The 14,631-nt window shown below is 69.0% G+C and carries 14 protein-coding genes; 6 read left to right on the forward strand and 8 right to left on the reverse strand.

Features of this window, described 5'->3' with window-relative positions; all coding sequences use genetic code 11:
- Window positions 1-47 precede the first annotated feature (47 nt).
- A complete protein-coding gene (locus K8P63_RS14055; RefSeq protein ID WP_223796648.1) occupies window positions 48-1,754 on the reverse strand; it encodes a DUF885 domain-containing protein in 1,707 nt (568 codons plus the stop codon).
- Window positions 1,755-1,894: 140 nt separating this feature from the next.
- Here K8P63_RS14055 and K8P63_RS14060 point away from each other — a divergent pair, with 140 nt between their 5' ends.
- The 6 genes from K8P63_RS14060 (at window position 1,895) to K8P63_RS14085 (ending at window position 5,562) form a co-directional block, all read left to right on the forward strand.
- On the forward strand, window positions 1,895-2,491 hold the full coding sequence (locus K8P63_RS14060; protein ID WP_223796649.1) for a LemA family protein: 597 nt from the start codon (window positions 1,895-1,897) through the stop codon (window positions 2,489-2,491).
- Between the two features lie 85 nt (window positions 2,492-2,576).
- On the forward strand, window positions 2,577-3,455 hold the full coding sequence (locus K8P63_RS14065; protein WP_398288906.1) for a TPM domain-containing protein: 879 nt from the start codon (window positions 2,577-2,579) through the stop codon (window positions 3,453-3,455).
- Window positions 3,455-4,123, forward strand: a complete 669-nt coding sequence (locus tag K8P63_RS14070) for a TPM domain-containing protein (RefSeq protein ID WP_223796650.1) — start codon at window positions 3,455-3,457, stop codon at window positions 4,121-4,123. The genes K8P63_RS14065 and K8P63_RS14070 overlap by 1 nt, the downstream gene beginning before the upstream one ends.
- The gene (locus K8P63_RS14075; RefSeq protein WP_223796651.1) at window positions 4,120-4,656 is read left to right on the forward strand and encodes an NUDIX hydrolase; all 537 of its coding nucleotides are present in this window, start codon (window positions 4,120-4,122) and stop codon (window positions 4,654-4,656) included. Before K8P63_RS14070 ends, K8P63_RS14075 begins: the two co-directional genes overlap by 4 nt.
- Before the next feature lie 53 nt (window positions 4,657-4,709).
- Window positions 4,710-5,186: a PilZ domain-containing protein gene (locus K8P63_RS14080; protein WP_223796652.1), complete on the forward strand. Its 477-nt coding sequence runs from the start codon at window positions 4,710-4,712 to the stop codon at window positions 5,184-5,186.
- Between the two features lie 124 nt (window positions 5,187-5,310).
- Window positions 5,311-5,562, forward strand: a complete 252-nt coding sequence (locus tag K8P63_RS14085) for a hypothetical protein (RefSeq protein WP_223796653.1) — start codon at window positions 5,311-5,313, stop codon at window positions 5,560-5,562.
- A gap of 1 nt (window position 5,563) precedes the next feature.
- Here K8P63_RS14085 and K8P63_RS14090 read toward each other — a convergent pair whose 3' ends face one another.
- From K8P63_RS14090 to hpnD, 7 genes are all read right to left on the reverse strand, one after another.
- A complete protein-coding gene (locus tag K8P63_RS14090; protein WP_223796654.1) occupies window positions 5,564-6,514 on the reverse strand; it encodes a retroviral-like aspartic protease family protein in 951 nt (316 codons plus the stop codon).
- A gap of 55 nt (window positions 6,515-6,569) precedes the next feature.
- Window positions 6,570-7,940, reverse strand: a complete 1,371-nt coding sequence (locus K8P63_RS14095; protein ID WP_223796655.1) for a cryptochrome/photolyase family protein — start codon at window positions 7,938-7,940, stop codon at window positions 6,570-6,572.
- Between the two features lie 134 nt (window positions 7,941-8,074).
- Window positions 8,075-9,910 (reverse strand): beta-L-arabinofuranosidase domain-containing protein, encoded by a 1,836-nt coding sequence (locus K8P63_RS14100; protein WP_223796656.1) that lies wholly within the window; start codon window positions 9,908-9,910, stop codon window positions 8,075-8,077.
- A 78-nt stretch (window positions 9,911-9,988) separates the two neighbouring features.
- A complete protein-coding gene (locus tag K8P63_RS14105) occupies window positions 9,989-10,651 on the reverse strand; it encodes a phosphorylase family protein (protein WP_223796657.1) in 663 nt (220 codons plus the stop codon).
- Entirely contained in the window at window positions 10,648-12,606 is a 1,959-nt protein-coding gene (gene shc / locus K8P63_RS14110) for a squalene--hopene cyclase (RefSeq protein ID WP_223796658.1), read from the reverse strand. The genes K8P63_RS14105 and shc overlap by 4 nt, the downstream gene beginning before the upstream one ends.
- The gene (hpnE, locus tag K8P63_RS14115; protein WP_223796659.1) at window positions 12,593-13,846 is read right to left on the reverse strand and encodes a hydroxysqualene dehydroxylase HpnE; all 1,254 of its coding nucleotides are present in this window, start codon (window positions 13,844-13,846) and stop codon (window positions 12,593-12,595) included. The genes shc and hpnE overlap by 14 nt, the downstream gene beginning before the upstream one ends.
- Window positions 13,843-14,616, reverse strand: a complete 774-nt coding sequence (gene hpnD, locus K8P63_RS14120) for a presqualene diphosphate synthase HpnD (protein ID WP_263282731.1) — start codon at window positions 14,614-14,616, stop codon at window positions 13,843-13,845. Before hpnD ends, hpnE begins: the two co-directional genes overlap by 4 nt.
- Window positions 14,617-14,631: the final 15 nt, after the last annotated feature.

A 14,631-nucleotide genomic window follows, 5' to 3' on the forward strand; every position in this document is an offset into this window, starting at 1 on the left:
CCCCTCTCCGCCCGACGCGGAGAGATTAAAGCAAAGCGCGCATCGGCTCAACGGCGCGCGGCGATCCAGCCATCGATCTGGCGGTCGAGGATCGCCATCGGCATCGGGCCGTCGTCCAGCAAAGCATCGTGAAAGGCGCGGATGTCGAACTTCGGCCCCAGCGCCACCTCGGCACGCGCGCGCATCGCGCGAATGCGGACCTCGCCCACCTTGTAGGCAAGTGCCTGCGCCGGCCAGCCGACATAGCGCAACGTCTCGCCGGTCACGACGCGTTCGGGCAACGCCGTATGCTCGCGCAGGCATGCCGCCGCCTGATCGAAGCTCCAGCCCTTGGCGTGGATGCCGACATCCATCACCAGCCGGCAGGCGCGCCACATCTCGTAGGAGAGTCGGCCGACCTGTTCGTAGGGCGTGCGGTACATCCCCATCTCGTCGCCCAGCCGCTCGGTATAGAGCGCCCAGCCCTCGACGAAGGCGGTGACGTCGTCCTTGCGGCGGAACGGCGGGAGGTCGGTCCGCTCCTGCGCCAGCGCGATCTGAAGGTGGTGGCCCGGCACGCCTTCGTGCAGGATCCACGACGGCATGCTGAACAGCGGATCGGTGGCGCTGCTCTTGCTCAGCATCACCGCGCCGGCGACGCCCTTGGCGGGATCGCCGAGGAAATAGCCGCCCGACGTGCCGTCCAGCTCGGGCGGCTTGAGCTTGATGGTGAAGGTGAGGCGCGGCAGCGTGCCGAAATAGCGCGGCAGATATTCGTCGACGCGCTTCACCACCGCGCTGACGCGCGCGACATAATCGTCGACGTCGGTCGCGTAGAAGCGCTTGTCGGAGCGCAGCATGACGAGAAAATCGTGCATCGACCCGTCGAAGCCGGCTGCGTGCTTGGCCGCCTCCATCTCGGCGCCGATCCGTGCGACCTCGCTCTGGCCGAGGTCGAACACCTGCTGCGGCGTCATGTCGGTGGTGGTGCTGACGCGGACGAGATGGGCATAATAATCCTGACCGCCCGGCATCGATCCCGCGCCGAGCCCGGCGCGGGCATGCGGCAGATAGTCGTCGGCCATGAAGGCGACGGCGCGCGCCTCGGCGGGCTTGACCCGGCTCGCCACGGCCTGCGTCGCCTCGGCCTTCAGCGCCTCCCAGCGCGAGGCGTCGACCGCGGGCGGACGCTTGGCGAAGGGCTTGAGCAGCGCATTGTCGGCCACCGCCTGGCCGGCGGCGGTGCGAAGTTGCGCGAGCGTCGCATCGACCACGATCTTCGGCTGGACGAAGCCGGTGGCGAGGCCGCGCTTCATGTTGACGATCGCCTGATCATAATAGGCCGGCAGCGCGCCGATCTTGGCGATCCATGCCTTCGCCTCGGCCTCGTCGTGCAGCACGGTGGTGCTCGCGACGTAGATCGGCGTGGTGTAGAAGCCATCGCCGCCGATGAACGGCATCCGTTCGGTATCGAAGCGCGCTTCCTCCAGCCGCGCATGGAGACGCCAGCCCAGGATATCGCGTGTGATCCGGTCCTCGCCACCCTCGTTCGCCGGGGCGGGCGCGTCGAGCCGGCGCGCGACCGCCGTGAGCCGGTCGTTGCGCGCCTTCACCGCCGCCGGCGACAGATCGGGCCAGCGGCCGGGCAGATCGTCGCGCTCTTCGTCCAGCACCGTCTGATAGGCAGCAAGCACGGGCGCGATCGGCTCGGCCGACGCCGGTGCCACCGCGATCGCCACGGCGGCGATCAGGCCAAGATCGAACATGCGGCGCATCGTCGTCATCCCCTTGTTTGATTAAGATCGTATACGATCAAATGGGCGCGGGAAAGCTTTCGTAACGGCCGCGTTGTCGATCCCGATTGCGGCATGTGTCTTGCCCGAGTAAGACGCCAGCGACTTTCGGAGGAACGATCATGTCCCGCCTGCCCCGTCTCGCCCCTGCTTTGCTCGCCCCCGTCGCGGCGCTCGCGCTGGGCGGCTGCGGCCTCAACGCCATCCCCACCGCCGAGGAGAGCGCCAAGGCGCGCTGGGCGGACGTCCAGAACGAATATCAGCGCCGCGCCGATCTCGTCCCCAATCTGGTCGCGACGGTGAAGGGCGCCGCCCAGCAGGAGAAATCGGTGCTGATTGGCGTCACCGAGGCGCGCGCCAAGGCGACCTCGATCCACGTCACTGCCGAAGACCTGAAGGATCCCGCCAAGATCAAGCAGTTCGGCGCCGCGCAGGGCGAGCTGAGCCAGGCGCTCGGCCGGCTGCTGTCGGTAAGCGAAAATTATCCGGACCTGAAGTCGAACGAAAACTTCCTCACGCTGCAGTCGCAGCTCGAGGGGACGGAGAACCGCATCACGATCGCGCGGCGCGATTATAACGGCGCGGTGCAGCAATATAATACGCTGATCCGCACCTTCCCCAACTCGATCGGCGCAAAGGTGTTCTACGGCGCCAAGCCGATGCAGACCTTCGAGGCGACCGCTCCGAACGCGCAGGCCGCGCCGACGGTGAGCTTCTGAGGTGACACCTCCCCGTTCCCGTCATCCCGGCGAAAGCCGGGATCTCGTGAGGCGAGCGCTTACCGTCGTCTCGCGAGATGCCAGCCTGCGTTGGCATGACGGATGGGGCTGGCTGCTCGCGACCATCGCCGCGCTGTTTCTCGCACTCGCCCCGGCGTCAGCACAGACCTTCCCGAAATTCACCGGCCTCGTCACCGACGCCGCCAACATCCTGCCCGCCGATCGCAAGGCGGCGCTGCAAGCCAAGCTCGAGGCGCTCCAGAGACAGACCAAGCGCCAGCTCGTCGTCGCCACCATCCCCGACCTGCAGGGCTATGCGATCGAGGATTATGGCTATCGACTGCTGCGGGCGTGGGGCGTCGGGCTGAAGGGCGCCGACAATGGTGCAATCCTGATCATTGCACCTAGCGACCGCAGGATCCGGGTTGAGATCGGCTACGGGCTCGAACCGGTGCTGACCGACGCACTGTCCAGCATCATCATCCGGCGCGACATCGTGCCGGCGTTCAAGGCAGGCGACATACCCGGTGGCATCGAGGCTGGCGTCGATGCGCTCGACCAACAGCTGCGCCTGCCCGACGACAAGGCGAAGGCCAAGGTCGCCGCGGCCAAGGCAGAATTCGACAAGGTCCACCAACGCGGCCGGCAGGGCCATATTCCGTTCGGCATGATCTTCTGGCTGGTGATCGTCGGCGTCATCTTCGTGTCGTCGATCGGGCGACGCGTGGGAGGGCAGCGTTATTATGGCGGGGGTGGCGGCAGCAACTGGCCGATCTGGCTGTGGGCGGCGAGCGAGCTGATGGATAGCGACCGCCATCGTGGCGGCGGGGGCTGGGGCGGTGGCTCGGGCTGGGGTGACGGCAGTGGATCGTCCGGCGGCGGCGACGGCAGTTGGGACGGCGGCGGCTTCACCGGCGGCGGCGGCGGCAGCGGTGGTGGCGGCGGAGCGTCGGGAGGATGGTGATGCAGATCACGCCGGAGGATCAGGCGAAGGTCGCCGCCGCGATCAGGGCGGCCGAGGCGCGCACCGATGGCGAGATCGCCGCGATCGTCTCGCCCGCATCCGACGATTATGCCGACGCGGTGCTGCATTGGGCGCTGGTCGTCGCCCTCTTCCCGCTAGCCCTCTCCGCCGCTTTCCCCTCGCTGCTGCTGTGGGGCGTGGCGCTGATCGACGGCGGGTGGGAGGAGCCGTCGCTGCGCTTCCTGCTCACCCTGCTGACGATCAAATGCGCGATCGTCTTCCTGATCGCGCGGTGGATCTTCGGGCGGCCGGCGATCCGCATGGCGCTGGTGCCCGCGGCGACCAAGGCGCGTCGCGTCCGCCGCCGCGCGCTGATGCTTTTCCGCGCCGGCACCGAGCAGCGCACGCTCAGCAAGACCGGCGTGCTGCTGTACCTGAGCCTTGCCGAGCGCCGCGCCGAGATCGTCGCCGATGCCGCGATCCACGCCCGTGCCCCTGCGGAGCAGTGGGGCGAGGCGATGGCGGCTTTGATCGCAGATGTGCGCGAGGGCCGACCCGGCGACGGCATCGCCGCCGCGATCGAGCGGATCGGCGCGGTGCTGGAAACCCACTTCCCCTTCACCGGCAGCGATCCCAACGAGCTGCCCGACCGGTTGATCGAATTATGAGCTCACCATCAAGCGCCCCCGTCGAGACCATGTGGGAAGGTCGCTTCATCACCGTGCGCCGGCAGGGCACGTGGGAATATGTCGGCCGCGCGCGCAGTATCCACGCCGCCGTGATCCTGGCGGTGATCGACGGCGACGTGCTGTTGGTCGAGCAATATCGCGTGCCGTTGGGCGGCCCCTCGCTCGAACTGCCGGCGGGCTTGGTCGGCGACAATGAGGCAGGCGAGGCGATCGAGATCGCCGCCGCACGCGAGCTGGAGGAGGAGACCGGCTATCGCGCGGCCGAGATCGAGATCCTCGGTCGCTTCGCCTCGTCGCCCGGCATGGTCTCCGAGACCTTCACCCTCGTCCGCGCGACCGGCCTCACCAAGGTCAGCGACGGCGGCGGCGAGGAGGGCGAGAACATCACGGTCCACCGCGTGCCGCTCGCGCAGATCGAGGCTTTCGTCGCCGAGAAACGCGCGGCCGGCCTGTTCATGGACGTGAAGCTGCTCACCTTGCTCGGGTCTGCTTTGCTCGGCGTGCGGATTTAAGCCAATCGCAACGTCCCGCAGCTAGAATGCCCGGCATCTTGGGAGCAGATCGGGTGAACAAAGCGTCGGGAAAGAACGAGGCACGCCGGGCCGAACGGCGCGAGGCGAACGCCGCGAGCACGTTGCGCACCGAAGGCGCGGCACCGCTCGACGTGGTCGTCCTCGATCTGTCGGCCACCGGCCTCCGCATCGTCACCAACGCTGATCTCGCCATCGGGCAGGAGGTCAGCATCGGCCTCGCCGGCGCGGGTGCGACCCGTGCGTTCGTCGCATGGCGGCGCGACAGCCAATATGGCTGCGCCTTCACCCAGCCGCTGTCGGCCGAGGATGAGGCACGCGCTTTCTCGAACTCGACGCCGATCGCGCTGGGCCGCCCGGCTGCACCGGCCGCGGCAACGCCCAACGGCGCCGAGAGCCTCGAAGATCTCGTCCGGCAGCATCGGCACTGGGCAATTCCGGGCGACGCGCTGTTCGGCATTCTCGCTTATATCGTCGCAGCGGTGCTTGCGGTGCGCATGCTGCTCGGCTGAAGGCCGTCACCCTCGCATGCGACGAATGTCGAACGACTCCACGCACACGATGACCGTCGCGTTAACCAATTTGGAAAAGGGTTAAGACGTAAAAAGGCTCAGCACGAAGTGATGGAGCCTGTCGATGTCCCACCCCGCTTGCACCCTCGATTTTCCCATGCTCGATGATGGCCCGGCCTTGTTCGACTGGGGCCTCGCTTGCTCCGTCGGCAGCGGTGGCGTCGAACTCGACCTGATCGAGGCGCACAAATGGTTCAACCTCGCGGCGCTGGCCGGCGACGAGCGCGGCGCCGAATGGCGCGCCGATATCGCCGCGACGCTGAGCCGTGCCGACATTCGCGAGGCGCAGCGCCGCGCCCGCCTCGTCCTGCAATAAGCTAACCGCGCATCTGAAAGCGGACCCGACGCCGCGCGAAATCGAGCGAGACGCGCCGGAACGCCGCCAGCGTGTCGGTGCCGAGCAGCAAGGCCGGCCGATCGGCCACGCCGAACAGAGCGAACGGCGGCACGTCGGCAAAGGCGACCGGCACTGCGAGCAATTCGAGCCTCCCGATGCGCAGTCGCGGCAGCACGATCAGGCTCGCCTCGACCGACTGTCCGGTGACGCTGGTGATGCGGATCGGCGTCGCCGTCGGCGGATGGCGCAGCCGGCTGACGCGCTCCAGCAGCGCCTGATTGCCCACGGTGATCTCCGAACCCGAGTCGATGATCGCCAGCAGGTCGATCCCGCCGACCGCCACCTCGGTCAGCAGCAGCTGGCCATGCCGGCGCCGTGCGACCACGACGATCTCGTCGTCACCCACGGGCACCTCGCGGCGCTTTGGCTCGATCGTGACGCTGCGCTGCTCGAAATCGAGCATCAGTTTCTGCTCGGCCAGCGCGTCGATCCCGACGATGCCCTGCGCCCCCAGCCACGCTTCGGGCAGGCTCGGCGCGATTACGAGCGGGATGGTGCTGTCGCCCACCCGCAACCCCTCCATCCGCACCGTATCGACCACGCTGCGGCCGGCGATGCTGTTGAGCACCACATTCCCCTCGGGCGGCAGGCCGATCCGCTGGGCGAGCGCAGCCCCCACCACCGTGCGATCCGCGCCGCTGTCGACCAGGAACCGGAACGGCCCCTGCCCGCCGATCGACACGGCGATGGCGAGGCGGCGATTGTCCCCGCGCGCGGCGATCGGGTCGCCGCTGACGTTCAGCGTATCGTCGAGGGTCGCCGGCGAGATGGTCGGCCGGGCGGCAGCCGGGGGTGTTTCGCCTGTCGCCCGCCCCTGCATCGAGGCCAGCAGCACCGCCAGCGACAGCGCGCGGGCGATCATCATTTTCATTTTTGCTCTCCGCCGCGTGGTTTAGCACCACGCCGGCCGGAGAGCCACACGACCGTCAGACTTTGCGCGACGCCGCCAATGCCCGCTCGCGCGCCTCGCGATGACCGATCAGCGGCGCGGGATAGCCGTCGGGCGCACGGCCCTCGCCGTGCGGATCGTGGATCGACGCATCGTCGAGCCCCGCCAGTTCGGGAACCCATTCGCGGATGTAATCGGCGGCGTCGAACTTGGCCGACTGGACGAGCGGCGCCATGATCCGCCCGAACGGGCTGGAATCGGCGCCGGTGCCGGCGACCCACTGCCAGTTGACGCTGTTATTGCCATAATCGGCGTCGACCAGCGTATCCCAATACCAATGCGCACCGCGGCGCCAGTCGATCAGCAGATGCTTGATGACGAACGAGGCGGCGATCATCCGCACCCGATTGTGCATCCAGCCGGTCGCCCACAATTGACGCATGCCCGCATCGACGATCGGATAACCGGTGCGCCCCTTGGTCCACGCGGTGAAGTCGCGATCGGCGGACGTGCCGTGGCGCCACGGAAAATCGTCGTACGCGGCGCGGCCATTGGCATCGCCATAATCCGCGCGCTGATCGATCACGTTGCCGGTGAAGTCCCGCCACGCCAGCTCGCGCAGGTAAGCGGTCGCGTCGCGCTTGCCCGCGCAATGATGCCAGACCGCGGCGGGGGAGATCTCGCCCATGTGCAGGTGCGGCGACAGACGCGACGTGCCCTCCTCGGCCGGCAGGTTGCGGTCATGGTCGTAGGCGGCGATTTCCGCCGCGTCGAAATTGTCGAGGCGCAGCTTCGCGCCATGCTCACCCGGCCGCCAGTCGGCGAAGCCGGTCGCCCAGTCGGGCTTGGCCGGCAACAGATCCCAGCTTTCCAAACGGTCTCCCGCGACATGGTCTTTCGGCCCGCGCAATCCGCGCGGCACCGGGTGGGGCTTGGGCGGCGGCATCTGTTCGTGCAACGCCTTCCAGAACGGCGTGAACATGCGGAAGCGGCCGCCCGCCCCCGTCCTGACGCGATCCGGCGGCACCAGCCGCGTGCCGTCATGCAGCGCCAGATCGACATGCTTCGCGAGCGTGCGCTCGGCCGCCTGCCACCACGGCTCGTAATGGTGCAGCGCATGCACCCTTTGCGTGCCGAGCCGCTCGGCGAGCGCCGCAACCTCGCGCGCGGCGTCGCCACGCTTCAGCACGAGCGGCACGCCATGATCCGCCAGCTCCGCCGTCAGCGCCGCGAGGCTGTGGTGAAGCCACCAGCGCTGCGCACCGCCGATCGCCCAATGGCCCGGCGCGGCATCGTCGAGCACATAGACGGCGACCACCGGCCCCTCGCGCGCAGCCGCGGCGAACGCAGCTTGATCGGCGAGGCGGAGATCCTGGCGCAGCCAGACGAGCGTGGGTGTATCGGACATCAGCCGACAAACCCGGCGCCCGCGGGAAAGTGCCGCCTCCCCTGTCCGTGTTCCTGCGCAGGCAGGAACCCAGAGTTGCACAGAGCGGCGCTTGAAACCCTGGGCTCCTGCTTACGCAGGAGCACGAGGATGGCTCAGGCGCGGACCGGATCGGCGACGCGCTGATACAGCCGCGTCACCTCGCCGGGGTGGATCGCAAAGTAAGGCTTGAAGGACTGCCGGCCCGTGCCGCCCTGCAGGCTCCAGTCGGTGCCGCCCGGCGCATCCTGGCGCAGCGAGGCAAGCTCGGCGCGGGTCAGCAGCGCGTGACGGTCGCCGGTGCCGAACATAGCGAGCGGCCCCTGCATCAGCGCAACATGATCGGCGGCATGCGCGTCGACCGCCTTGGTGTAGAGGGGCCGATCGATGGCGAGCGCGATCGTATCGCCCGCGCGCCACTCGCGCGCGATCGTCAGGAACCGCCCCGGTGTCACGCCCGCAACCGCGCGGCCATTGACACTGACCCGCGTCGCCGGCCCGGCCCAGGCGGGGATGCGCAGCCGCAGCGCCATCGTCACCGGGCGCGGCGCGGCGACGCTCATCGCCACGTCGTCGGTCAGCGGGTAGCTGCCGGTCTGCGTCAGCACCAATGCCGGCTCGCCGCGCCGCCGCCACGTCGCCTTCGACGGCGTGTAGAGGTTGACGTACAGCCCCTCGTCGTCGCGCAGGTAAGCGGTCTTGCCGTAATCGGCGGTCAACTGCCCGATCGAGCCCGAGCAGCACGGGCAGGCATATTCGTAATACGTCTTGGCGCCGAGCTCGTTGTAATCGGCATAATAGAAAGCTGCGCCGTTCGGCTGCAGCGGCAACAGCCCCAGCGCCGCATTGTAGAACAGTCGCTCGACCGCATCGCCATGGCGGCTGTCGCCGGTGGCGCGCATCAGATAGCGCGCGACCTTGAAATGGCCGTAGCAGCCGCACGGCGCCTCGAAGCTGCGATGCGTCGTCTCGAGGCTGTGGCCGAGGCCGGGCGAATCCGCCTCGACGAACGCCTCGTTCGGCCCCCAGCCGCCGGTGGCGAAGCTCTGCTGGACGACGAAATCCATGCCGTTGCGCGCAGCGAGGAAATGCGTCACGCCGCCGTCGACCAGATAGGATTGCATCGCCGACGCCATCGCATTGACGTGGCTATAGGCGTGGCGCCCGGCGAGCACGTTGCGGCCGGCGGCGAGCGGCTCGAAATAGGTGCGGTCGAGCAGATATTGCCGCGCCATCGCGCGATAGCGGTCGCCCCCGCCCGCCGCCGCGACCAGATAGAGGTTCTCGGGCAACGTGTAGGTCTCGTCCCAGCCGAACGCCATGTTGGGCTTGGGCGACTTCTCGCTCTCGGCGCGATCGACCGCGCGGCCGGGCAGATAGGGCAGCACCGCATCGGTCGCGCGGCCGATCAGCGGCAGCGCCTGCGCGTTGCCGGCGAAGCGATGCGCGTCGAGCAGGCCGATCACGATCTTGTCGTAGGTGTAGGCCGGGATCGGGTAGTTCTTGTAGAAATCGGGCGTGATCGTCGGCGCGAACGCGGCCACCAGCCGATCCGCCTTGGCCTTGGCGGCGGCGTCGCCGGTGACCGCATAAGCACGCGCCAGTGCGGAGACATATTGGCCGAAGCTGTGACCGGGGATGAACCCGGTCATGTTGGCGGACGGGGCGAAGCTGGGGCTCCAGTCATACCAGCCGCCGAATTGATGCGCCGCGACCGTCTGCCCGGCCCCCTGCCGGAACGGGCGCAGCAGCGCAGCCTCGTCCATCGCCATCAGCGCGTTCAGCGTCGCCTCCGCCTGCCGCCGCGCACGCCCGTCGAGCAGCACGACGTCGGCATAATCGACCTCATCGAGCGGCTTCGCCCGCACGCCGGCGGGTGCCGCGCCGCGGGCGACGCCCCCGGCAGCGGCGAACGCGCCCACGCCCGCCAAGAATGTCCGCCGATCAACCATCTGCCTCTCCCGACGTATCCGCCTTGTCGACAATAGTAGGACTAAACGGCGCTCGTGTCGACAATCCCGATTGGCCGATCAGCCGGGAAAGGCCATCCTCGGCCCGATCCGCGCGGCACCCTGCTTGAGGCCACGAAAGCCCCGCGCGAACAGCCGCGTCGTGCGCACCACGTCGGCGATCTGCGCCGGACGGGCGGCGAGGCTCTTCGCCATCGCCGCGGCATCGATCCCGCCATCGGGGCGCATGCTGACGGTGATGGCGTGCGGCAGCAGGTGATCGACCTCGTCCGAGATGATGCGGACGATGGCGAAGGGCAGGCCATGCGCCTGCGCCACCCTGGCGGCGATGTGGCTCTCCATATCGACCGCCAGCGCGGTGTGGCGGCGGCCGAGCGCGCGCTTTTCCGCCACGGTATCGATCATGCGGCCGTCGGCGAAGAAGGTGCCGACGCGCGCGCCGGGCAGCCGCGCCGCCAGCGCATCGCGCCAGTGCGGATCGCAGGCGAGGTCGATCGCGCCGGCGATTGCGTCACCCACCACCCAGTCGCCGATCGCGAGGCCGTCGGCGAGGCCACCAGTCAGCCCGAAGCTGGCAATGCCGGCCGCACCCCGCGCGACCGCCGCCTGCAATTTCTGCTCGAGCCCCGCCGCATTGCCCCCACCCGCGACGGTGACGATGCCCGGCCCGGCGACGATCGCCGCCTCGCGGTTGAAGCCGGTCGCGACGATGATCGGGCTCACATCCCCTCCGTGGGTCGGCGGAGATTGCCGCGCTTCAGGTTGCGATAGCGGGCGAGCGCCCACAGCGGGAAATATTTGGGATAGCCGTGGTAGCGCAGGTAGAAGACGCGCGGGAAACCACCGCCGACATAATCCTCCTGCCCCCACAGGCCGTCCGCGTCCTGATTGGCCTGCAGCCACTCGACGCCACGCGCGACCGCCTCGGCATCGACCTCGCCCACCGCCATCAAGGCGAGCAGCGCCCAGCCGGTCTGCGACGGGTTGGACGGCGCATGTTCGTGGCCTTTGCGGTCGAGCGCGTAGCTGTCGCAACTCTCGCCCCAGCCGCCATCCGCATTCTGGATCGACACCAGCCAGTCGACCGCGCGCCGCACCATCGGCGTCTGCGGATCGACCCCGGCGACGTTGAGCGCACACAGCACCGACCAGGTGCCATAGACATGGTTCACGCCCCAGCGCCCCCACCAGCTGCCCTCGGGATGCTGATCGCGCTCGAGCCACGCGACGCCGCGCGCGATCGCCTCGCTATCCTCGGGCCGGCCGAGCTGCGCCAGCATCGACACGCAGCGCGCGGTGACGTCGGCGGTCGGCGGATCGAGCAGCGCGCCATGATCGGCAAAGGGAAGGTCGTTGAGATAATAATATGCGTTGTCGGCCTCGAACGCGCCCCAGCCGCCGTCGGTCGACTGCAGGCCGAGCACCCATTCGCGCCCGCGCGCGATCGCCTCGTCCAGATCGCCGGCGATGCCGCGCCGCTGCGCCTGATCCATCGTCATCACGACCACGGCGGTATCGTCGAGATCGGGATAATGGTCGTTGCGATACTGGAACGCCCAGCCGCCCGGACGCACGTCGGGCCGCACATCGGACCAGTCGCCCTTCACGTCGAGCACCTGCAGCGGCTTGAGCCAGCCGAGCCCCTCGGTTACGGTCGCCTCGGCCGCCTGGCCGCCGACCTCCTGCATCGCCTGCGCGGCGAGCGCGGTATCCCACACCGGCGAGACGCAGGGCTGGCAATAGATTTCGCCATCCGCGCGGCGGACGAGCAATTTCTCGACAGAGGTGCGCGCGAGCTTCCGCGCCGGATGATCGTCGGGATAGCCGAGCACGTCGAACATCATCACGCTGTTGGCCATCGCGGGATAAATGGCGCCGAGCCCATCCTCGCCGTTCAACCGCTCCAGCACGAAATCCTCGCACGCCTTCAGCGCGCGCCTGCGCAGACCCTTCGGCCAGAAGCGCTCGAACCGCTTGAGACCGACGTCGAGCGCCTTGAAGCCGTTGACCCACAGCCACTTGCCCTCGCTCGCGCGGGAGAAAGCGAGCGGCCCCGACGCGTAGAGCTCGTCCACCTTCACCCCGCGCGGGTTGCGCGCGAGCGGACGCAATGTCTGCAGCACGAGCAACGGCACGATCACCGTGCGCGCCCAATAGGACATTTTAGACAGGTGGATCGGGAAGCGGCGCGGGAGCAGGATGATCTCGGGCGGCATGGTCGGCACGGTCGACCACGGCCCCGCGCCGTACAGCGCCAGCTGGATGCGGGTGAAGACGTTGGCATTGCCCGCGCCGCCGGCCGCCAGCACCGCCGCCCGCGCGCGCGCCATGTGCGGCGCGTCGATATCGTCGCCGATCATCTTCAGCGCATAATAGGCCTTCACCGTCGCCGAGAGATCGAAGCTGCCGCCATGATAGAGGCTCCAGCCGCCATGATCGGCCTGAATCCGCCGCAGGTAGCGGCCGATCCCGGCCTCCATCTCCAGATCGTCGGGCTCGGCGAGATAGTGGCGCAGCAGGATATATTCGGCGGGGATGGTGCAATCCGCCTCCAGCTCGAACACCCAATGGCCGTCGTCGCGCTGCACATCGCCAAGCGCGGTCGAGGCGCGGCCGATCGCCGCCTCCACCCCCGACAGCGGATCGGGGAAAGCGGTGTCGGGTTCAGGCCGGTACATGCTGCGCTGCCATCTTCGCTGCGGTCGCTCCCGAACGGATCGCTCCCTCGATCGTCGCCGGGAGGCCGGTGCGTGTCCAGTCGCCCGCGAGCAGCAGGTTGGCAAGCCCCGTCGCATCGGCCGCCGGGCGCTTCGCATCCTGCTCGGGCGTGGCGGAGAAGGTCGCGCGCTTTTCGCGCACGATCTGCCACGCGGGCATCGGCCCCTTGAGGCCATGGACCCGCGCCACCTCGCCCCAGATCGTGCGCGCGAGCTCCTCGCGATCGGTGCCGTCGAGGCGGTCGGCAGCGCTGGTCGTGGTCGAGACGCGATCGGGGAAAGCGAACACCCATTCCGCCGTGCCGCCGACGAGGCCGACGATCGGATCGGCGCCGGCGGGCGGCGTCACGCGGAAATGCGCGTTGACGATCGAATGGTGGCGGTCGGGCACGGTCAGGCTCGGCAGCAATTCGGCCGCGCCCCAGCTCGGTGTGGCGAGGATCACGACGCCGTTCGCGCCGACCGGCTCGATCCCCTCGGCGAAGGTCAGCGTGGTCACGCGGCCGCCCTCGATCCCCAGCGCGCGCACGCGCCGGCCGAGGCGGATGGTCGCCCCATGCCGCTCCAGCCACGCCAGCGCCGGATCGACGAACGCGGCGGCGAGGCTGGGCGTGGCGATGCGCGGGCGGCAGGCGCGCCCGCCCTTGGCAAGCGTCTCCCCCACCACCGCGCCGGCGAGCGCGGCCGACCCGATCTCGGCCTGCGTGTTGAGCGCGGCGACGAGGAACGGCTCGAACAGCCGCCGCCATACCGTGCCCGTCACCGGCATCCGGTCGCGCACCTCGGCATCGTCGGGCGCGCCGATCAGACGCTTGAGCGGCAGATAGTCGCGCACCTTGGTGCCGGGCACGCGCCTTTTTTTCGCGAACACCCACCACGGGATCGGTCCGGCATTGGGATGGAGCGTCCAGCGCGTCCCGTCGCTCAGGTCCATGAAGGGGAAGCGCGCATCCTCCGGTCCGTCGAGCCGATCGGCGGCGTCGATCGTGTTCAGATAATCGTGGACGGCGTGATTGCCGCTCAACACCAGATGATTGCCGTTGTCGATCGTCAGGCCGAGCTGCGGATCGAGATAGGAGCGGCAGCGGCCGCCGGCCTGTGTCGCCGCCTCCGATACCGTCACCTTCCAGCCGCGCTCCGCCAGGCGCACGGCCGCGCTGAGCCCGGCCAGCCCCGCCCCGATCACATGCGCGCGCCTCATCGCGACAGCTTCAGGCGCAATAGCAGCCAGGCAAGCCGCAGCTTGTTGTGCCCCACCCGGCTGCGCGGCGGCGTCCAGCCCTTCGCCACCATCCGCCGCAGCAGCATGGCGTAGGCGCCGGCCATCAGCCGCGGTGCGATCAGATGGCCGCGCGGGCGCCGGTCGAGGATCGCCTGTGCCTGCGCGAAGTGGACGCGCGCCTCGGCGGCAAGGCCCTGCGCGACCTGATCGATGCGCGGATCGTCGATCACCTTGGCGATGTCGCCAACGCGGATACCCGCCGTCTCGATCGCCTCGCGCGGCAGGTAGACGCGCCCGATCGCGGCATCCTCGTCGATATCGCGCAGGATGTTGGTGAGCTGGAGCGCGCGACCGAGATGGTGCGACAGCGCCAGCCCCGGCTGCTCCTCCATGCCGAACACGCGCACCGACAACCGGCCGACCGCGCTCGCCACGCGATCGCAATAGAGATCCAGCTCGCGATGCTGCGGCCAGCGTATGTCGCGCGCGACGTCCATCGCCATGCCGTCGATCACCGCGTTGAAATCGACCTGAAGGCAGCCGAAGCGGCGCACCGCCTCCGACAGATAGGCCGCCTTGCCGCCGCTGCCGCCGTCATAGAGATCGGCAATGTCGGCGCGCCACTGGTCGAGCGCGACCGCGCGATCCGCGCGCTCGCCTGCCTGATCGTCAGCGATGTCGTCGACCTCGCGACAGAAAGCATAGATGGCGTACATCGCCTCGCGCTCGGCCGGCGGCAGCACGCGCATGCCGGCGTAGAACGA

This window comes from Sphingomonas nostoxanthinifaciens (genome assembly GCF_019930585.1).
Classification (GTDB): Bacteria; Pseudomonadota; Alphaproteobacteria; order Sphingomonadales; family Sphingomonadaceae; genus Sphingomonas_I; species Sphingomonas_I nostoxanthinifaciens.